The sequence below is a fragment of the Phenylobacterium composti DSM 19425 genome (assembly GCF_059568645.1).
Genome location: NZ_JCANTT010000003.1, coordinates 50,543 through 69,253, shown reverse-complemented (window position 1 = coordinate 69,253; position 18,711 = coordinate 50,543). Strand labels below are relative to the sequence as shown.

The window sequence follows — 18,711 nt, the reverse complement described above, 5'->3', positions numbered from 1 at the left end:
GACAGGTGATAGGAAACCCTGGGCGGTTCGGGAGAGCAATGTTTTGCCAATCCCGCCGCTCGCGCAGGGTCAACAGAAATGCGCCGCCCGGCGTCGCGGACGTCATCAGAACAGGCTCAATCGGTGCGCCGTGGCGCGCACGCCCCGCTGACGAAGGGGGCTAGATGGGCTTGGCCTCGGCGTTGGTCCAGGCGACGACCTTGCCCAGCACCTCGCTGACGGCCTCGTCATAGGCCTCGACGATGGCCCCCACGCGATTGCCTCGGGCGCGGACCTGGGCCTCGAAGATCTGATCGCGCACCGCTTCCCCCTGGCGGGGGCTGAGCACGGCGTGGACCCGCACCACCACGGCAGGCGCGGCCTTGGCGCCCCGGTCGTACCGGGTCTCGAAGTTGCGGACCTCAAGACGGAGCATGTAGGCGGCCTGACCGCCAGGCTGGCCGCGGGAGACCAGGCGCGCGGGGCCCGGGTTGGCGTCGAAGGCGGCGATCAGCGCCTGATTGAACAGGATGGCGGCCGGCGCCACCCAGCGGGTGTCGGCGATGTAGGCCGCCTTGCCGCCGGTGACGGTGAGGATCCGATCGCCTGCCGCCTCGCGCTGGAAGGCGCCGGGGGCGCGGAACACCGGCACCCCGGCCGCGGCGGGCGTCGCCGCGGCGTCCGCCGGTTCGCTGACCATCGACTGGCCGAACCGGTAGAGGTTGGCAGGCTTGCCGCCGCCCAGCAGGGCGCAACCGCTCAGGGCCACCGCGCAGGCGGCCAGGACGCCGATCGGGGCCAGGACGCGCGTGGTCGTCATTGGGGCACCTTCACTTCTTCGGACTTGCGGGACACGGACCCGGCGATGCCGTTCTGCTGCAGGTCGTTCAGCAGGCGTTCGAGCGACTCCGCGGTCTCCTGGAGCTGGTTCACCGAGTTGGTGATCTGCGGCAGGCCGTTGGTGGCGAAATCGGACGCCGGGCCCTGGAGGCGGCTGACCATGACCCGCACCTCGGCGGACGCGGCCCGGGCCTCCTCGGCGGCGTCCGCGAGGTTCTTCGCCGCGCGGCGGCCGTCGGTGTCCACCATCTCGCGGCTGGACCGGGCCAGCTGGGTGATCTCGGCGGTGGCCTCGTCCACGCGCTGAAGAGCGCGCTGGGCGTCGGCGATGATCGCCTTCCGCTCGCGCAACTCGGCGGTGACCGCCTGGGCGTCGGAAAGGGCGGCCGAGAAGGTCTTGATGTTCTGGTCCGAAAGCACCCGGTTGATCCGGTCCAGGGCCTCGATGGTGCGCGTCAACACCGTGCCGCCGCCCTCCAGCAGGTCGGAGAGGGTGCTGCGCTGGCTGCGCAGGACCGGAATACATTCCCGGGTGATGCCGATGCCCTGGCGCTCGCACGCCCGCTGGGCCTCGTCCTTCAGCAACGGCTTGGACGGGGTGCCGGCGGTGATCTGGATGTAATTCACCCCGGTGATGCCCTGGGGTTCGAGGGTGGCGTAGCTGTCCTCACGGATGGGCACGTCCGAGGTCACCCGCACACGGGCGATCACCCGGCTGGGGTTGGTGCGGTCCAGGGCGATCTTGGTGACCTCGCCCACCTTGATGCCGTTGAACTGCACCTCGCCGCCTTCCGAGAGGCCGCGGACCGGACCCTGGAAGAGGATGTCGTAGGTGTCGTTCTGCTGGGCGAACTGGAAGCGCGCCAGCCAGACGACGAAGATCGCGAGCGCCGTGACCAGGATGATGGTCGACAGGCCCACGAGCGCGTAGTTGGCGTTCCTTTCCATCAGGCCTCCGTCGCCCTCTTTCCGGCGGCCGCCCGGCCGCGGGGTCCCAGGAAGTATTCGCGGATCCAGGGATGGTCCGCCTTTTCAAGCTCGGCCACCGGCGCCGTCGCCACAACCCGCTTGTCAGCGATGACGGCCACGCGGTCGGTGATCTCGTACAGCGTGTCGAGATCGTGGGTGATCATGAACACCGTCAGGTCCAGGCTCTCCGACAGGTCCTTGATGAGCCGGTCGAACGCCGCCGCGCTGATCGGGTCGAGGCCGGCGGTCGGCTCGTCCAGGAACAGCAGCTCGGGATCAAGGGCCAGGGCGCGGGCGAGGCCCACGCGCTTGCGCATCCCGCCCGACAGCTCCGACGGCTTCAGGTCTCCGGCGTCGGGGCGGAGGCCCACCAGGGCGATCTTCAGGGTGGCGAGCTCGTCGATCTCCTTGCGGGAGAGGTCGGTGTGCTCGTGCATGGGCGCGGCCACGTTCTCCTTGACCGTCAGGTTGGAGAACAGGGCGCCGTGCTGGAACAGGACGCCCCAGCTCCGCTCCAGGGCGTTCCACTTGCGGCGCGAGGCGGCCGAGATGTCAGCCCCCAGGACCTGGATCTTGCCGGCCTGGGGCGTCTTCAGGCCGATGATGGAGTTCAGCAGCACCGACTTGCCCGAGCCCGAACCGCCCACCACGCCCATGATTTCGCCGCGCCGGACCGTGAGGTCGAGGTCCTGGTGGACGATGTGGTCGCCGAACTGGGTGCGCAGGCCGCGCACCTCGATGGCGGGGCCGTCGCCCTCCAGCAGCTCCTGGTCGGTCATCCGGGCTTCGTCCTGCGCCGTCATACGTCGAGCACCAGGTAGAGGAGGGCGAAAGCCGCATCGATGAGGATGATGGCGAAGATGGCGTGCACCACGGCCGCCGTGACGCGCCGGCCCAGGGAGTTGATGTCGCCGCCCACTTCCATCCCTTGGCGGCAGCCGATGCCGGCGATGACGCCGGCCATGACCGGGGCCTTGATGAGGGCGAGGCCGAAGTGTGTAGCGCCGACGTTGTCGACGATCCGCTGCAGGAAGAACGCCGGCCCCAGGCCGAGGGCCGCCCAGGTGACCACGATGCCCCCCAGCAGGCCGGAGAGGGTGGCCACGAAGGTCAGCAGCGGGATCGATAGCAGCAGGGCGGCGAAGCGGGGGAACACCAGGGCCTCGAACGGATCGACGCCCATCACCTTCATGGCGTCGATCTCCTGGTTCATCTTCATCGACCCGATCTCGGCGGCGAAGGACGAGGCGGACCGGCCGGCCAGCAGGACGGCGGTGATGACGATGTTGAACTCCCGCATCATCGAGATGCCGATCAGCTCCACCGCGAACACCTGCGCGCCGAACTGCTGGAGCATATCGGCGCCGATGAAGGCCACGACCGCGCCGATAAAGAATGTGGCCACGGCCACCACCGGGATGGCGTCCAGACCCGCGCGCTCGACGATGGAGATGAGGGCTGGCCAGCGGATACGGTGCGGCGAGACAAACAGCCAGACCACGCTCCGCGCCACCACCACGAGCAGGTGGCCGAGAAAGGCCATGGTGTCGAGGAAGTCGTGAAAGAAGCCCATGACGCCGCGGCCCACGCGGATCGTCAGGTCATGGAAGCCCTTCGGCTCGTTCCGGACCGTGGGCTGTACGCGGGCGGCCTCGTCCACCACCTCCAGCAGACGCAAGGTCTCCGGCCGGGCTTTCACCTTGGCGATGTCGAAGTCCGGGCCCACGGCCCGAACCACCGCATAGGCCCCGGCGGTGTCCAGCCGGCGAACCTCGGTCATGTCGATCAGAATGTTGGAAAGGCCGTCCAGCGCATCGGCCAGCGCCGCCCCCTGGCCTTCCAGGGTGCGCGCCGTCCAATCCCCCGCCAGCGCCACCGTGGGACGATCCGTCGCGGGATGCAGGGTGAAGTCGGCGGGTCTCTCCATGGGGGCGTTGTCCCGCTGCCCGCGCGCCGGGCGTCCGGGTGATGTCTCCTCGAAAGTCGCTACCCTAGCAGAGCGACCGGATGGGGCGAACGTCCATATGGCGAAGGTTGTTCCGCCCCGCCAGAACCCTATATGGGCCGCCTTAAGGCCAAGCTGAGCCCACATTTCGTCGAATTCGGGCGGGACGAGAGGGATATGTCCCGGCTGTGACGATTCAGCCCCCGGCCGTGAGAGTGGAGAGAGTAGGTTTGCCCCGCCAGATCGAGCTCGCCGGCAAGTCCGGCGCCCGCTACCGTTACACCTCGATCGAGGAGGATCGCTTCCTGCCCCCGGCGGGCGCCAACTATATTATCGCCGAGGTGACGCCGGACGGGCCGCGCGTCGTGTACGCGGGCGAGACCGACAATCTCGCGAGCCAGAACTGGCGCAGCACGCTGGAGAAGGCCCGGGAGACCTATGCCGGGGCCAAGATCCTGACGCGTCTGAACGTCACTCGGGCCGTGCGCGAGGCCGAGCGGCAGGACCTGATCGAGCAGTACAATCCGCCCATGAACCAGTAGGCGGGCCTCACGGGTCCCGTCATTCTGCGGCATGAGCGGCGTTCCCCTCATCGCCATCTTTGGCGCCGCCGTCCGCCCGGACGGGCCGTCGCCGTCCCTGCTGCGGCGGATCGGCTACGGTCGTGAGGCCGCCCGGGCCCATCCCCAGGCCCGCGTGCTGTGCTCTGGCGGGGTAGGGCGGTTCGGGCCGTCGGAGGCCTCGGTCATGGTGGAACGGCTCGTCGCCGAGGGCGTCGCCGCTGAGCGCCTGATCGCCGACGAGGCCAGTCTCGACACCCTGCAGAGCGTGGCGGTCGCCGCCCGCTGGGCCCGTCGGTTGGGCGCGCCGAGGGTGATCGTCTGCAGCGACGCCTACCACGTGCCGCGCATTCGGCTGATGCTCGCCCTGCTGGGCGTTCCGACGACGCCGGGGCCGGCTCTGCCGGGGACTGGCGGCGCGAGCCTTTGGTACTGGCTGCGGATGAGCCTGCGCGAGGCCGTAGCCATCCCCTACGACTGCGCCATCGTGCTGGCGCGCCGCAGGGCCCTGGCCGTTGAGCCCGGGCCTGCGTCATAGTGCTGACCAACTCGGCGATAGGCTATTTCCAGCTTCCCAACTGAGACAAACATGGCCGGACCGGACGACGCCAACCCCTTCATGCGCAACAGCGCTTGGCCGAAGATGCCCCAGGCCCCGTTCCGCGTGGCTCCGTTGCCCAGGCCGGATGCTCCGCCGGCCAACTCGACGGCCAGTCCGGCGACGCCCGGGCAAGCGAGCCCTGGCGCTGCTCCGGCCGCCGCTCCAGGGGCGCCTCAAGTTGCAACCCAGGCTCCGGCGCCGCCCGCCGAGCCGCCGGCCAGGACCATCACGCCGGTCTTCACCCGCCCCGCCGGGCCGACGCCGGCGGCCACCCGCCCGATGTCCGGTCCGGCGGCCGCAGCCGCTCGGACGCCGCCGCAGTCAGCGATCCCGGGGCCCGCGCCCCGTCCTGCCAGCCCTCAGGCCGCAGCGCCCCAGGCCGCCTTGCGCCCCGCCGCCGCGCCGCAGCCTCAGCCCGCGCGGGAGTCCGCGCCGCCGGCTACGCCGCCGCCCGCCGTGGCCTCCGCGCCGGAACCGGGGGCGTGCCCGCTCGTCGCCCCGCCGCGCCGCCCCTCGGCCAAGGCCAAGCGGCCGCCCTGGGCCGCCATTGCTGCGGGCGGCGTGGTCGCCATGGCCGGGGTCGGCAGCCTGGCCTACGTCCTGACTCGCAGTCCCGCCCCTGAGGCGGCCCCAGCGGCGATGCCGGCGGCCGTCGTCTCGACGCCGACGGAGCTTCCGTCCGCCAGTCCGACCGAGCCGGTCGCCGTCCAGGCCGAGACCGCTCCGCCGCCTGCCGAACCGGCGGCGCCCGCCCGCCGCGATCCGCCGCCCCGCCGCCTGGCCGGCGCGGCCAGCCCGGCTGTGGCGCAGCCCGAGGCCTCGACCTCCGAGCGGGCCGCCCCCGAGCGGGCTGTGCCCGTCGCGGAAGCTCCCGCGCCGGTCCTGGATCTGCCGGCCTCGCCGCCGCCCGTGACCACGGGACCGGTGACCCTGCCCGAGCCCGCGGCGCCCGCCCTGAAGCCCTACACGCCGCCGCCCGAGCCCGATCCCAACGCGCCGATGCCCAAGCGCAGGACCTACTAGCGGCGGCCCTGGCCTGCGTCGCCGGGGCGGGCGTGCTAGAACGCGCTCGAATCCTGATGACTTGGAGCAGCCCATGAAGACGCGCGCGGCGGTGGCTTTCGCGGCGAAGCAGCCGTTGGAAATCGTTGAGGTGGACCTGGAAGGTCCGCGCGCCGGCGAGGTGCTGGTGGAGATCAAGGCCACCGGCGTCTGCCATACCGACGCCTACACCCTGGACGGCTTCGACTCCGAGGGCATCTTCCCCTCGATCCTGGGCCATGAGGGTGCGGGCGTGGTGGTGGAGGTCGGGCCGGGCGTCACCAGCGTTCAGCCGGGCGACCATGTGATCCCGCTCTACACGCCCGAATGCCGGCAGTGCAAAAGCTGCCTCAGCCGCAAGACCAACCTCTGCACGGCGATCCGCGGCACCCAGGGCAAGGGCCTGATGCCGGACGGCACCACCCGGTTCAGCTACAAGGGCCAGCCGATCTATCACTACATGGGCTGCTCGACCTTCTCGAACTACACGGTCCTGCCCGAGATCGCGGTGGCCAAGATCCGCAAGGACGCCCCGTTCGAGACCGCCTGCTACGTGGGCTGCGGCGTCACCACTGGCGTGGGCGCGGTGGTCAACACCGCCGACGTGGAGGCGGGCGCCAACTGCATCGTCTTCGGCCTCGGCGGCATCGGCCTGAACGTGATCCAGGGGCTGAAGATGGTGGGCGCTGGCATGATCGTCGGCGTCGACATCAATCCTGCCCGTGAGGAATGGGGCCGCCGCTTCGGTATGACCCACTTCGTGAACCCGAAGACCGTGCAGGGCGACCTGGTGGCCCACCTGGTGGAACTGACCGGCGGCGGGGCCGACTACACCTTCGACGCCACCGGCAATGTGGAGGTCATGCGCCAGGCGCTTGAGGCCTGCCACCGTGGCTGGGGCCAGAGCATCATCATCGGCGTGGCCGAGGCCGGGAAGGAAATCTCCACCCGCCCGTTCCAGCTGGTCACCGGGCGGGTCTGGAAGGGCACGGCCTTCGGCGGCGCGCGCGGGCGCACCGACACCCCGAAGATCGTCGACTGGTACATGGACGGGAAGATCGAGATCGACCCGATGATCACCCACAAGCTGCCGCTGGAGCGCATCAACGAGGCCTTCGACCTGATGCACGCTGGCGAGAGCATTCGCAGCGTGATCGTCTACTGAGATGACGCTCGAGGTCGTCTCCACCAACCGCAGCTTCGACGGCGTGCAGGGCGTCTATCGCCACCAGAGCCGGGCGACCGGTACGCCGATGACCTTCAGCGTCTTCGTCCCGCCCCAGGCGGAGCAGGGGCCGCGGCCGGTCGTCTGGTACCTGTCGGGCCTGACCTGCACCCACGCCAATGTCACCGAAAAGGGCGAGTTCCGGCGGGCCTGCGCCGAACTTGGCCTCATCTTCGTGGCGCCTGACACCTCGCCGCGGGGCGAGGGCGTCGCGGACGATCCCGGCTACGACTTCGGCCAGGGGGCCGGCTTCTATGTGGACGCCACCCAGGAGCCCTGGGCCGCCCACTTCCAGATGGAAAGCTACATCCGCGACGAACTGCCCGAGCTCATCGCGGCCGAGTTTCCGGTCGACATGGCCCGTCAGGGGATCACCGGCCACTCCATGGGCGGCCACGGCGCCCTGACCCTCGCCCTGAAGAACCCCGGCCGCTGGAAGAGCGTCTCGGCCTTCGCGCCGATCGCCTCGCCCATGCGCTGCCCGTGGGGCGAAAAGGCGCTGGGCGGCTACCTGGGCGAGGACCGGGCGGCCTGGCGGCGCTACGACGCCACGGCCCTGATCGCCGACGGCGCGCGCCTGCCCGAACTGCTGGTCGACCAGGGCGAGGCGGACAACTTCCTGGCCGAACAGCTCAAGCCCCAGCTGCTCGCCGAGGCCTGCGAGGCGGCGGGGATCCCGCTGACCCTGCGCCTGCAGCCGGGCTACGACCACAGCTACTACTTCGTATCGACCTTCCTGGCCGAGCATCTGGCCTGGCACGCCGCCCGCCTGGGCTGAGGCCAAAAAGAAAGGCGGCCCGGATTGCTCCGGGCCGCCGCCAATCCTCCGAAGAGGCCTGGACCTAGTACTTGAAGCGCAGCGTCGCGCCGACGGTGCGCGGGGCGCCGAGGAACGCGTTGTAGACGCTGATGGAGTCGTTGGCTTCGTCCACCTGATAGGGGCCGTTGAAGCCGACCTGCAGGTAGTTCTTGTCGAACAGGTTGTTGGCCCACAGCTCGACGGTCCAGCTCTCGTCTTCCGCCCCGAGGCCGACGCGGCCGTTCACCAGCACCATGGAGTCCTGGACCTTGGACGGGTGCAGGTCGGAGCCGGTGTTGTAGCGGGACGTGAACTTGCCCGTGAGGTTCGCCCGGAACTTCAGGCCCGAGAACACCTCACGCTCGTACGAGCCGGCCAGGGAGGCCGACCAGCGCGGGGCGAACGACAGCTGCGCGCCGGGCAGGCGGGACAGGCTGGTGAAGCGCGCCGGGCTGATCAGATCCGCGGCGGTGAACTCGCCGACCTCGGTCTCGGCATAGGTGACGCCGCCCTGGAAGGTCAGGCCGTCGATCGGCGGCAGGTAGATGAAGTCGATGTCGACGCCGCGCGAGGTGACTTCCGGCAGGGTCTCCACCACGAAGGCGGTGCCCACGTAGGTGTTGAGCTGGAAGTCCTTATACTTTTGGTAGAACAGCGCCGCGTTGAGCAGCAGCGAGTTGTTCAGCCAGGAGGTCTTGGCGCCCACTTCGTAGCTGTCGACGAACTCGCCGCCGAAACTGGTGTCCGGATCGGCCGTGAAGTTCGGCAGGCCGGCCGGCGTCATGACGATCAGCTGCTCGCGGTCGAGGTTGAAGCCGCCCGCCTTGTAGCCCCGCGAGTACGAGGCATAGGTCATGACGTCCTTGTTCCAGCGGTAGGCCAGCTTGGCCGTGCCGGTCACTTCCTCTTCCGTGTGCTTCTGCGTGACCACGCCCAGGTCGTCGAAGTCGTCGTTCTGGGTGTTCAGGCAGAGGCCGCCGACGATGCGCTGGGCCGTGGCCGCGCCGACGGCGCCGATGAGGGCCCCGAAAGCGGCTTCGGCCTGGTCGCAGGCCGTGCCGGTGGTGCGATAGTCCGTCACCAGGGTCTTCTTGTCCTTGGTGTAGCGCAGGCCGACGGTCAGCTCGAGCTGGTCGGTGAACGCGAACGAGTTGTTCGTGAACAGCGCGAAGGACTTGCCCTCCTGGGCGTAGAGGTCGTCGGAGCCGGCCCCCGGTTGCAGGATCGTGCCGGGAGTGAGGCCGATGAGGGCCGGAACGCCGCCCAGCACGCGGCCGGCGTAATAGGCGTAGTAGTCCTCGCCGAATACCACCCGGGCGCGGCTGTTGAGGTCCTCCTCGGCGTAGAACCCGCCGACCAGCCAGTTCAGGCGACCGTCGATGGCCTGACCGGCGAGCCGGACTTCCTGCGAGAACTGCTCGATCCCCACGCGGTTGGTGCCATCGTTCGGGCGATAGGCGATGTCGGCCGCGGTGAAGTCGATGTCCTGGCCGGTTTCGGCGTTCCACTTCCGCCAGGCGGTGACCGAGGTCAGGGTCACGTCCGGCGTCAGGTTCCAGGTGAGCTCGCCAGACACGCCGCGGTCTTCCACGCGCTGGTCCGTGGGCCGGTTGGCGTAGCCCAGGCGGTCGAACGGCGTGGAGGTGAGGTCGAGCGAGCCCGGACGGACGGCCTCGATCATCCGTGCGCGGCTGTTGGGAGAGTCGCCGACGAACAGCTGGGTGCCGACGCAGCAGTACTCGTTCCGCTTGGTGTAGTCGGCGATGACGCGGAAGCTCACCTCATCGGTGGGCCGGAACATCAGCTGGCCGCGGACGGTGTAGAAGTCCTGGTTGTTGTCGTCGTGGCGGCCGCGGGGACCATCGCCCGTGATGATGTCCTGGTAGCCGTTGCGCTGCCGGGCCGCCGCATAGATGCGGCCAGTGACGCCTTCGGTGATCGGGCCGCTGAGCGAGCCGGCGAATCCGAACTGCTCATAGTCGCCCACCGTCACTTCCGACATGGCCTGCACGTCTTCGGTGGGGCCGGCGGTGATGATGTTGATGACCCCGGCCGAGGTGTTCTTGCCGAACAGGGTGCCTTGCGGGCCCTTCAGCACCTCGATGCGGGTGACCTCGCCCAGGTCGCCGAACGAGACGCCGTTCCGGGGACGATAGACGCCGTCGATCACCACGCCCACCGAGGATTCCAGGCCGGGGTTGTCGCCCACGGTGCCGACCCCGCGGACGCGGGCGGTGACGATGGTCTCGTTCGAGGTGGAGGTGACGGTCAGGCCCGGCGTGAGCACGGTCAGTTCGCGGATGTCGCGCACGCCGGCGTCGCGCAGCAGCTCGCCCGACACCGAGGTCACGACGATCGGCACGTCCTGCAGGCTTTGCTCGCGCTTCTGAGCGGTGACGACGATCTCGTCGATCTCGCGGCTGGAGGCGGTGTCCTCCTGCGCCTGGGCGCCGCAGACGAAGGCGGCGGTCAGCACGCCCGCCAGGGCCGTGCTGCGAAGCAGATAACGGTTACGCATTTTGCTTTTGGTTCTCCCCGAGACGCGCCCCGAACGGGGGGAGGTGCGGGTGCGCGCTCACTGTATGGTTGAGGAGGGCTCGGGAGCTTGCGCAATGGCGCTGGCGTCAAAAAACGCAGGTCTTACAAGGGTGTGGCCCTTCCGACACGGGCTCGCCCCGAACTTGCGGGCCAGGGGTGCAATCTCGCCGCATGAGAGAAAACGCGACTTGGTCAAAAACGGGCCCTACGCCCGGGCCTGAGCATCCTCAGCTGCGCGTCGGCGTCTGGTCGGCCGAGCCGATGTAGCCCAGCGTGGCGGCCCGGTGGATGGCCTGGGACCGGCCCGCCACGCCCAGCTTCCGCGAGGCGTTGACGATGTGGAAGCGGACGGTGGGCGTCGAGATGGACACGATCTTCCCGATCTCGGCGTCGGTCTTCCCGGCCGCCGCCCACTTGAGGCACTGGATCTCCCGGCGGGTGAGGTGGGCCGGCGCATCCCCGGAGGTCGCGCCAGTGGCCTCGGCGTAGGTGGCCACGAAGCGCAGGGCGAGGGCGTGCAGTTCGGCGGCCCGGGCTTCGAAGAGGGCGGCCACGTCGAGGCTGGCGTCGGTGGTGGCCCACACCACGGCGCCGATGACCCCGCCGGTCAGGTAGGCGGGGGCGACCACGGCGGCGCCAACGCCGTAGGTGGCGATGATGCCCTCGGCCGAGACGGCCTCGAGGGCGGGGTTCGCGCGCCACGACCACATGCGGCCGCCCGTGTAGTAGAACGGCTCGGAACACACGCGGCAGGCGTGAATGAAGGCCGAGCGCAGGGCGAAGCTGCGATCCTCCCAGTAGCGGAAGTCGTCGATCCAGCGGAACGTGGTCTCGGCGAACGGCCGTCCGTCGGGGCCGACCGGCGGCGTTGGGGCGCCGATGTCGCAGCTCACGGCGATGTAGGGGAGGTTGATCGCGCCGCCCACGGCGGCGATCTCGCGCGCGAGCGCGGCGGCTTCCTCCAGATGAACCGACGTCCCGGTCCAGGTGAACATGCCGGCGAGCCTCCACCCTATCACTTTCGATAGCTTGTTCGTTGCTGGGGCGCTCCGCAAGCTCCCTTCATCGACCCGGCCAATAAGTCGGGCATGTCGCCGCCCCCAGGGCGGCAAGGGGAGGAAGAATGAGCAACTGGAAATGGGGCGCGTCGGCCCTGGTGCTGGCCTGTGCGGCCGCGGGCCCGGTCCTGGCGCAGGACGCTGCTGCGACGATCGAAGGCATCGTGGTCACCGCCCAGAAGCGCGAGCAGAACCTGCAGGACGTGCCGATCGTGGTGAACGTCGTGTCGGGGCAGCAGCTTCAGGACGCCGGCGTCCGCGACGTGAAGGACCTGCAGGTCCTGACCCCCGGCCTCAGCGTCACCTCCTCCACGGGCGGCGCCCAGACCTCCATCCGCATCCGCGGCGTCGGCACCATCGGCGACAATCCGGGCCTGGAATCCTCGGTCGGGACCGTCATCGACGGCGTCTACCGCGCCCGCTCGGGCGTGGCCTTCGGCGATCTCGGCGAGCTTGAGCGGATCGAGGTGCTGAAGGGCCCGCAAGGCACCGTGTTCGGCAAGAACACCTCGGCCGGCGTGATCAATGTCATCACCAAGGGGCCCGAGTTCGATTTCAGCGCCGACGCCGAGCTGACCTACGGCAACCACGACCACATCGCCGCCGCGGCTTCGGTCACCGGCCCGATCAGCGACACCCTGGCCGCCCGTCTCTATGCCGCGCGGCGGGTCCGCGACGGTTTCTACACCGTCCGCAACGGCGCCGGCCCCAGCAGCCAGAAGGACAATGACGACCAGGACGTCTGGACCGTCCGCGGCCAGATTCTGTGGCTTCCCACCGACACCCTGTCGGTGAAGTTCCTGGCCGACTACACCAAGCGCGAGGAGCACTGCTGCCTCGCGGTCTCCACGGTCCAGGGCGCCACGGCCGCCGTGGTCGACGCCCTGGCCGCCGACTCCGGCCTGCTGCAGCCAGCCGATCCCTTCCGTCGCATCGCCCACGCCAACCGCGAGTCCAACCAGGACATCGAGGACATGGGCGTGTCGCTGCAGGTCGACTGGGAGCTGACCGACGACATCACCCTGACCTCGATTACCGCCTGGCGCGACTGGACGAACTATCAGGCCAACGACATCGACTTCTCGTCGGCCGACATCTGGTACCGCGACGACGACAAGGACACCTATGCCAAGTTCGAGACCTTCTCGCAGGAAGTGCGCCTCGCCGGCACGACCGGTCCGCTGGATTGGATGATCGGCGGCTACTTCTCGGACGAGCAGCTGGACTCGGCCGCCCACACCCGGTTCGGCACGGCCTATGAGACCTATTTCAGCCTGCTGCTGTCCTCGGGCACGAACCCCACCGCTGTCTCGGCCCTGACCGGCCTGCCGGCGGGCACGAACTTCGTGCCGGGGACAGGCTCGTTCGACACCTTCGACCACTCCAACCGCGGCTGGGCGGTCTTCACCAACAACACCTGGCGCATCGCCGAGGGCCTCGATCTGACCTTCGGCCTCCGCTACAGCGACGACACCAAGAAGGTCTTCGCCCAGTACCGGAACACCGCCCCCGGCAACGCCTGCGCCGCGGCCATCGTCCGGCCGATCCCCGCCGCCGCCCGCTCCGCGATCTGCGCCCCCACGGGCGATCCGGCGTTCAACAACATCGACACCCGCCAGAAGATGAGCGAGGACCGCCTCGGCGGGACGGTGAAGCTCAGCTACCGCGTCAGCCCCAAGCTGATGACCTATGTGTCCTACGCCAGCAGCCACAAGAGCGGCGGCTTCAACCTGGATCGGGCGCGTTTTGACGCCGGCGTCATAAATCCCGACACCAGCTTCGCCGCCGAGACGGTGGAGAGCTACGAGGCGGGCTTCAAGAGCACCCTGGCCGGCAACACCCTGCTGCTGAACGCCGCGGCTTTTGACCAGACCTACAAGAACTTCCAGCTCAACACCTACACGGGCGTCAGCTTCGTGGTGGCCTCGGTGCCGAAGGTGACGTCCAAGGGCGTCGACCTCGACCTGGTCTATCGCACGCCGTTCGAAGGCCTCACCGTCACCGGCGGCGTCACCTATGCGGTGACCCAGTTCGGCGACTTCGTGCCTGGCCCGGGGATCGGTCCGCGCCTGCCCACCTCGCGGGTGTCCTACGCCCCGCTGTGGTCGGCCTCGTGGTCGGCGGCCTATGAACGTACCCTGGGCGCCGACTTCAAGCTGCGGGCCAGCATTTCGGGCCGCTACACCTCGGACTACAACACCGGCTCCAACCTCGATCCGCTGAAGCGCCAGGCGCCGATCACCATCTGGAACGGCCGCATCGGCGTCGGGCCTGAGGACGAGCGCTGGTCGATCGAGGCCTGGGCCCAGAACCTCACCAACGTCGACTACTACCAGGTGATCGCCGACCAGCCGCTCCAGACCGGCAGCTTCATCGGCTTCCTCGGCGCCCCGCGGACTGTCGGCGCCACCCTGAGGCTCAAGTTCTACTGAGCTCGGCATGGATGTCGACCTGACCCCTGCGGATCTGGCCTTTCGTGACGAGGTCCGCGCTTTTCTGGACGAGCATCTCACGCCGGAGCTGCGGGAGGCCGGGGTGCGGCAGACGAGCGTTTTCGTCGAGCCTCGCTACAGCCTGGCCTGGCAGAAGATCCTGCACGCCAAGGGGTGGGCCGCGCCGTCCTGGCCGAAGGAATACGGCGGGCCCGGCTGGAGCGAGACCCAGCGCGCCATCTTCGCCGCAGAGTGCGTGCGCGCCGGGGCCCCGTCGCTGTCGCCCATGGGCCTGCGCATGGTGGGCCCCTGCATCATGCGCTACGGGACCCCGGAGCAGAAGGCGTTCTATCTGCCGCGCATCCTCTCGGGGGAGGACTACTGGTGCCAGGGCTACTCCGAGCCGGGCTCGGGCTCTGATCTCGCGTCGCTTCAGCTTCGGGCCGTAAGCCACGGAGATCATTATGTTCTGAATGGCTCCAAGATCTGGACCACCCACGCCCACCACGCCAACCGCATGTTCTGCCTGGTGCGCACCAGCACCGAGGGCAAGCCGCAGCAGGGGATCACCTTCCTGCTGCTCGACATGACCACCCCCGGCATCCGGGTGGACCCCATCATCACCCTGGCGGGCGAGCATGAGGTGAACCAGGTCTTCTTCGACGAGGTGCGGGCGCCCAAGTCCGGTCGCCTCGGCGAGGAGAACCAGGGCTGGACGGTGGCCAAGTACCTGCTCGAATTCGAGCGGGGCGGGGGCTCGGCGCCCGGGCTCAAGGTCCAGCTCGAGCGCCTGCGGCAGGCCGCCGGGCCGCTCCTCGATGATCCCCACTACCGTCGTCGGCTGGCCGAGATGGAGATCGCCGTCGAGGCCATCGACATCTCCGAACTGCGGGTGCTCAGCGCCCTGGCCGGCGGCCGCAATCCGGGGCCGGCGTCATCCATGCTAAAGGCGCAGGGGACCGAGGCTGTGCAGGCCATCGACACGCTCGCCGTGGAGGCGGCTGGGGCCTACGCCGCCGTCAACCAGCCCGCGGCCCGGGAGCCGGGCTCGAACGTCGAGCCGGTGGGGCCCGACCATAGTCTCACCGCAATGCCCCGCTACCTGAACAACCGGGCCGCCTCGATCTATGGCGGCTCCAACGAGATCCAGAGGGACATCATCGCCCGGCTCGTGCTGGGCCTTTAGGAGGAACAGAGCTCGTGTCGCTTAACCTGCGTCGGCCGTACCGGACCTATTCGATCACCCAGCTTTGCAAGGAGTTCGGCGCGACTCCGCGGGCGCTCCGCTTCTATGAGGAGCAGGGGCTGCTGTCGCCGGCCCGCCGGGACCTGACCCGCATCTACTCCTACAAGGACCGGGCGCGTCTGGCGCTGATCATGCGCGGCCGCCGCGTCGGCCTGTCCGTGGCCGAGATACGCGACATCCTCGACATCTATGACGAGGAGGGCGAACCCGCCCAGAACGCCCATGCGCTGGAGATCTTCAAGCGCCGCATCGAGGCTCTCCTGGCCCAGCGACAGGCCGTGGACGAAGCCATCGAAGCCCTGAAGCAGGCTTCGGGCCGGCTCCAGCAGAAGTACTTCCCGGAAGGTCACATCCCGGCGTGAGCCTCCAGTCCGCCCCCCGCCTGCGCACCCCAGCCATGTTCGGCGGGGCGGTGGACTACCGCGAGCCGGCCGGCGATCCCGGCTTCTTCGGTCCGGACTCCATGGCCTGGAAGGTCCATGCGAGCCCCGTGGCCCTGGCCGTGGGCGGGATCGCCGCCGTGATCCTCGAACTGGCCGAGCCCCGAGTGCGCTCGGGCGTCTGGGATCATTCGACCTTCCGCACTGACCCGCTCGCGCGCATGCGGCGCACGGGTGAGGCGACCATGATCACCACCTACGGCTCAACGGCGGCGGCCGAGAAGCGGGTGGCCATGGTCACGCGGATGCACGCCCGCGTGGCCGGAGTGACGCCGGAAGGGCAGGGCTACACCGCCCTGGACCCGGAACTGATGACCTGGGTGCATATCACCGCCGGCTGGGGCTTCCTCAACGCCTGGCGGCGGTACGCCCAGCCGGACGCGCCACTGGCTGACCTGGACCGCTACTATGCCGAAGGCGGACGTCTGGGCCGGGCCTTCGGCGCGAAGGACGTCCCGGACTCTGTGGCCGAGGTGGACGCCTGGTTCGACCGCATGCGGCCCAAGCTCGTCCCGCACCCGATCATCGACGAGTTCCTGGGCATCGTCAGCACGACCTCGCCCCTTGGCCTCGCCGGCCGGGCGCTGCAGCCGCTGGTGGTTCAGGCGGCCATCGACCTGATTCCGCCCGACCTCCAGGAGAAGCTGAGGCTCCCGGTGCGGCCCTTGCGCCTGGCCACGGCCAAGGTGCTGCTGCGGGCCATGGCCACGGGGGCGGGGCGGGCGCCCAGCCAGATCGTCATCGACGCCCACGAGCGGGTTGGCCGGCCTCTGCGCTGAGCCTGGGCCGAGGCAGAAGGTTCCAGCTGGTGCGGACTGGCCCTTGCGGCGGGGCCTTCCGTGTGCTTTCGCCGGTGGTCCTGCATCAGCGATGATAGGATCATGGAAGACACCTTGCTCATCACCCGACGCCCGCATGGATCGCCGACGCCGCCGCACGCGCGCGCGGCGCTGCTCGAGGACCCGGGGTTCGGCAAGGTATTCACCGACCACATGGTGACCATCCGCTGGACGGAAGGGCAGGGGTGGCACGACGCCGAGGTCCGCGCCCGTGAGCCGTTCCAGCTCGATCCGGCCGCCGCCGTCCTGCACTACGCCCAGGAGATCTTCGAGGGGCTGAAGGCCTACCGCACCCGCGGCAACGACGTGGTGCTGTTCCGGCCCGACGCCAACGCCAGGCGGTTCGTGGAATCGGCCGCTCGCATGGCCATGCCGCAGATTCCGCCGGCCATGTTCCTCGGCGCCATCGAGGCCCTGGTGCGCACGGACGCTGACTGGATTCCCACCTCCGAGGGCTCCAGCCTCTATCTGCGGCCCTTCATGATTGCCACCGAGGCCTTCCTCGGGGTGCGGCCGGCGCATGAGTACATCTTCTGCGTCATCGCCTGCCCGGTGGGCGCCTACTTCAAGGGCGGCGCCAAGCCGGTGACGGTGTGGGTGTCCGACGTCTACACCCGCGCTGCGCCGGGCGGCACCGGCGCGGTCAAGTGCGGCGGCAACTACGCCGCCAGCCTGGTGGCCCAGGCCGAGGCCATCAAGAACGGCTGTGACCAGGTGGTCTTCCTCGACGCGGCCCAGCACCGCTACGTGGAAGAACTGGGTGGCATGAACGTGTTCTTCGTCTTCGACGACGGCACGCTCGTGACCCCGCCGCTGGGCGGCACCATCCTGCCGGGCGTGACCCGGGACTCGATCCTGACCCTCGCCCGCGACGCCGGCCTCACGGTGGAGGAGCGCCTCTACAGCTTCGAAGAATGGCAGGCCGACGCCGCCAGCGGCCGCCTGCGGGAAGCCTTCGCCTGCGGCACCGCCGCGGTGCTGGCCGCCATTGGGGAGATCCGCCACGCGGGCGGGGCCTTCAAGATCGGCGGCGGGGTGGAAGGGCCGATGACCACCAAGCTGCGCGACCAGCTTACCGGCATCCAGCGCTGCACGGCGCCGGACCCCTACGGCTGGGTCCACAAGGTGGACATGGAAGGTTGATGGCGCGGGCGTCGGTCTCCGGCGCCCGCTCTTTCATTGCGTCCTGGCCGCGCGCTGCGATCCCGGCCTAGTCGTCGGCCGTCTCGTGCATGGGCGCCGGCGCGCCGCCGCGGACGTCGGCCGTCACCACCGGCGAGAGGTTCACCTGGGCCGTGGCGATCACCTCGCCCGGCCGGGCGTCGCGGTCGGTGTAACGCAGCTCGACAATCCCTGACGCGGCCCCGTTCAGCGGAAAGGCCATGTGTCGCCGCTCCAGTTCGGCATAGACGCCGATCCCGCTGGCGACCGGGACCACGAGGCCGTCGCGACCGTGCAGGGTGAGGTCCCCGAACAGGGAGTTGGCGCCCGTCCGCACCAGGTCGCAGACCAGCACGCGCTGGCGGACAGGGAGGCCCTGGCCGTTGGCCACCTCGCGCATCTCGACCCGGGCGTTCTCGATGGCGCCCCGGGCGTCCACTGGCCCCACGCGGACGATGACCGGGATCGTATGCGCCCAGGCGAGCCGCGTGGCCGTCCCCTCGTCCGGAGGCGTCCGGGCGGTGATGGTGAGATGGGTGCGGTATTCGCCGGGCTCGGCCGGCGGGGCGGTGAGGGCCACGCGCACATCGGCGGCTGGATCGCCCGCCTTGAGGGCCACGTCCGCCGGGGCGGCGGCGACGAAGGACCGGGCTGAACGCAAGCGGTTGATCACCTCCGGCGCCTCCGCCTCGCCGGCGCTCTCGGACACCGCCAGGATGCGGCCGTCAGGCAGCATGATCCGGTCCACCAAGGTGACATCGAAGTCGGCCTCGCCCCAGGGCATGCCTAGGGTGATGCGTCCCTCCGGCCGGTCGGGCGTCAGGACGATGCGCTTCGGTTCGATCTGCAACTGGGCGCCGAACTGCTGCAGCGGCTCGGCCCCGATCGGGCCGGGCTGAGCGGCCGCCGCGGTTCCGCTGATCGCAAGGCAAAAGGCTGTGGCTGCGCCAAGGCGCCAACGGCCGCCAGCCCTGGCCCTACGCTTCAACGCCACGACACCCGCCCCCCTTGGTAGAGCCTCAGCAGATCGCCGCATCT

The 18,711-nt window shown here is 69.6% G+C and carries 17 protein-coding genes; 10 read left to right on the top strand and 7 right to left on the bottom strand.

The annotated features are described in order from the left end of the window. Positions 1–160 precede the first annotated feature (160 nt). Genes BO64_RS01510 through BO64_RS01495 form a run of 4 tightly spaced genes read right to left on the bottom strand, consistent with a single transcriptional unit; the run spans position 161 to position 3,715 of the window. Entirely contained in the window at positions 161–799 is a 639-nt protein-coding gene (locus tag BO64_RS01510; protein WP_496401505.1) for an ABC-type transport auxiliary lipoprotein family protein, read from the bottom strand. Then, entirely contained in the window at positions 796–1,767 is a 972-nt protein-coding gene (locus BO64_RS01505; RefSeq protein ID WP_496401504.1) for an MlaD family protein, read from the bottom strand. Before BO64_RS01505 ends, BO64_RS01510 begins: the two co-directional genes overlap by 4 nt. Further along, positions 1,767–2,567 carry an ABC transporter ATP-binding protein gene (locus BO64_RS01500; protein WP_496401503.1) on the bottom strand — a complete coding sequence of 267 codons (801 nt, stop codon included), beginning with the start codon at positions 2,565–2,567 and terminating at the stop codon, positions 1,767–1,769. The genes BO64_RS01505 and BO64_RS01500 overlap by 1 nt, the downstream gene beginning before the upstream one ends. 20 nt (positions 2,568–2,587) lie before the next feature. After that, positions 2,588–3,715 carry an ABC transporter permease gene (locus BO64_RS01495; RefSeq protein ID WP_496401502.1) on the bottom strand — a complete coding sequence of 376 codons (1,128 nt, stop codon included), beginning with the start codon at positions 3,713–3,715 and terminating at the stop codon, positions 2,588–2,590. 248 nt (positions 3,716–3,963) lie between these two features. Between BO64_RS01495 and BO64_RS01490 the strand changes: the two genes are divergently transcribed. The 5 genes from BO64_RS01490 to fghA all read left to right on the top strand — a co-directional run bounded on the left by BO64_RS01490 (position 3,964) and on the right by fghA (position 7,938). Continuing rightward, positions 3,964–4,275, top strand: coding sequence for a hypothetical protein (locus BO64_RS01490; protein ID WP_496401501.1), 312 nt, complete (start codon positions 3,964–3,966; stop codon positions 4,273–4,275). A gap of 31 nt (positions 4,276–4,306) precedes the next feature. After that, entirely contained in the window at positions 4,307–4,831 is a 525-nt protein-coding gene (locus BO64_RS01485) for a YdcF family protein (protein ID WP_496401500.1), read from the top strand. A 519-nt stretch (positions 4,832–5,350) separates the two neighbouring features. Next, complete coding sequence (locus BO64_RS01480) at positions 5,351–5,917, top strand: hypothetical protein (RefSeq protein ID WP_496401499.1); 567 nt, start codon at positions 5,351–5,353, stop codon at positions 5,915–5,917. Between the two features lie 73 nt (positions 5,918–5,990). Beyond that, entirely contained in the window at positions 5,991–7,100 is a 1,110-nt protein-coding gene (locus BO64_RS01475) for an S-(hydroxymethyl)glutathione dehydrogenase/class III alcohol dehydrogenase (protein WP_496401498.1), read from the top strand. A 1-nt stretch (position 7,101) separates the two neighbouring features. Beyond that, on the top strand, positions 7,102–7,938 hold the full coding sequence (gene fghA / locus BO64_RS01470) for an S-formylglutathione hydrolase (RefSeq protein ID WP_496401497.1): 837 nt from the start codon (positions 7,102–7,104) through the stop codon (positions 7,936–7,938). A 64-nt stretch (positions 7,939–8,002) separates the two neighbouring features. On the opposite strand, the gene BO64_RS01465 is transcribed toward fghA, so the two are convergent. After that, on the bottom strand, positions 8,003–10,477 hold the full coding sequence (locus BO64_RS01465; protein WP_496401496.1) for a TonB-dependent receptor: 2,475 nt from the start codon (positions 10,475–10,477) through the stop codon (positions 8,003–8,005). Positions 10,478–10,724: 247 nt separating this feature from the next. Continuing rightward, positions 10,725–11,492: a helix-turn-helix transcriptional regulator gene (locus BO64_RS01460; protein WP_496401495.1), complete on the bottom strand. Its 768-nt coding sequence runs from the start codon at positions 11,490–11,492 to the stop codon at positions 10,725–10,727. A gap of 128 nt (positions 11,493–11,620) precedes the next feature. Here BO64_RS01460 and BO64_RS01455 point away from each other — a divergent pair, with 128 nt between their 5' ends. From BO64_RS01455 to BO64_RS01435, 5 genes are all read left to right on the top strand, one after another. Further along, positions 11,621–13,987 (top strand): TonB-dependent receptor, encoded by a 2,367-nt coding sequence (locus BO64_RS01455; protein ID WP_496401494.1) that lies wholly within the window; start codon positions 11,621–11,623, stop codon positions 13,985–13,987. 7 nt (positions 13,988–13,994) lie between these two features. Continuing rightward, complete coding sequence (locus tag BO64_RS01450; RefSeq protein ID WP_496401493.1) at positions 13,995–15,173, top strand: acyl-CoA dehydrogenase family protein; 1,179 nt, start codon at positions 13,995–13,997, stop codon at positions 15,171–15,173. Between the two features lie 14 nt (positions 15,174–15,187). Further along, a complete protein-coding gene (locus BO64_RS01445; RefSeq protein WP_496401492.1) occupies positions 15,188–15,595 on the top strand; it encodes a MerR family transcriptional regulator in 408 nt (135 codons plus the stop codon). Beyond that, positions 15,592–16,452: an oxygenase MpaB family protein gene (locus BO64_RS01440; RefSeq protein ID WP_496401491.1), complete on the top strand. Its 861-nt coding sequence runs from the start codon at positions 15,592–15,594 to the stop codon at positions 16,450–16,452. Before BO64_RS01445 ends, BO64_RS01440 begins: the two co-directional genes overlap by 4 nt. Positions 16,453–16,554: 102 nt before the next feature. Then, a complete protein-coding gene (locus BO64_RS01435) occupies positions 16,555–17,655 on the top strand; it encodes a branched-chain amino acid aminotransferase (RefSeq protein ID WP_496401490.1) in 1,101 nt (366 codons plus the stop codon). Between the two features lie 67 nt (positions 17,656–17,722). Here BO64_RS01435 and BO64_RS01430 read toward each other — a convergent pair whose 3' ends face one another. Further along, positions 17,723–18,523: a hypothetical protein gene (locus tag BO64_RS01430; RefSeq protein WP_496401489.1), complete on the bottom strand. Its 801-nt coding sequence runs from the start codon at positions 18,521–18,523 to the stop codon at positions 17,723–17,725. Between the last annotated feature and the right edge of the window lie 188 nt (positions 18,524–18,711).

Coding starts and splice junctions, on each gene's coding strand:
- BO64_RS01500 (WP_496401503.1), bottom strand. CDS start 2,567: ATGACCGACCAGGAGCTGCTGGAGGGCGACGGCCCCGCCATCGAGGTG.
- BO64_RS01505 (WP_496401504.1), bottom strand. CDS start 1,767: ATGGAAAGGAACGCCAACTACGCGCTCGTGGGCCTGTCGACCATCATC.
- BO64_RS01435 (WP_496401490.1), top strand. CDS start 16,555: ATGGAAGACACCTTGCTCATCACCCGACGCCCGCATGGATCGCCGACG.
- BO64_RS01450 (WP_496401493.1), top strand. CDS start 13,995: ATGGATGTCGACCTGACCCCTGCGGATCTGGCCTTTCGTGACGAGGTC.
- fghA (WP_496401497.1), top strand. CDS start 7,102: ATGACGCTCGAGGTCGTCTCCACCAACCGCAGCTTCGACGGCGTGCAG.
- BO64_RS01475 (WP_496401498.1), top strand. CDS start 5,991: ATGAAGACGCGCGCGGCGGTGGCTTTCGCGGCGAAGCAGCCGTTGGAA.
- BO64_RS01465 (WP_496401496.1), bottom strand. CDS start 10,477: ATGCGTAACCGTTATCTGCTTCGCAGCACGGCCCTGGCGGGCGTGCTG.
- BO64_RS01455 (WP_496401494.1), top strand. CDS start 11,621: ATGAGCAACTGGAAATGGGGCGCGTCGGCCCTGGTGCTGGCCTGTGCG.
- BO64_RS01495 (WP_496401502.1), bottom strand. CDS start 3,715: ATGGAGAGACCCGCCGACTTCACCCTGCATCCCGCGACGGATCGTCCC.
- BO64_RS01460 (WP_496401495.1), bottom strand. CDS start 11,492: ATGTTCACCTGGACCGGGACGTCGGTTCATCTGGAGGAAGCCGCCGCG.
- BO64_RS01485 (WP_496401500.1), top strand. CDS start 4,307: ATGAGCGGCGTTCCCCTCATCGCCATCTTTGGCGCCGCCGTCCGCCCG.
- BO64_RS01510 (WP_496401505.1), bottom strand. CDS start 799: ATGACGACCACGCGCGTCCTGGCCCCGATCGGCGTCCTGGCCGCCTGC.